The sequence below is a fragment of the Labrys sp. F242 genome (assembly GCF_057813875.1).
Map to the genome: position 1 here is coordinate 1 of NZ_JBVASG010000033.1, position 313 is coordinate 313.

At 66.8% G+C, this 313-nt stretch carries 1 protein-coding gene; it reads left to right on the forward strand.

Annotation, left to right across the window (positions count from 1 at the left end; all coding sequences use genetic code 11):
• Positions 1 to 313, forward strand: a 313-nt coding sequence (locus ACZYTC_RS34315) for a type VI secretion system accessory protein TagJ (protein ID WP_488991767.1), incomplete at both ends; no start/stop codon positions are given.

Consider the following 313-nt stretch of genomic DNA (forward strand, 5'->3'; position numbering starts at 1 on the left):
GGATACCATGGGCTTTGCCCTGCTCCGCAATCAGTTGCGCGCCATGGCGGCCCGCAAGGCCTGGTTCGAGACCGGTGCCGTCCCCGAATTTCCGCATGGGCCGAGCGCACTCGACAGGGCGGCAAACGAACTCGCCATCATCAACCGTGAAGGCAGCCCGGCAGGGCCGGCGCTGGCGGCCCTGGACGGTCTGCGCGGTGAACGGCCGATGCTGTGGAACGGCGAACCGGTCGGCGATTTCCGGGACCTGGACGATCGGGTTCCCCATGCGCTCGAAGTGATCATGACGGGCGGGTCCTATCTGTGGATCGAC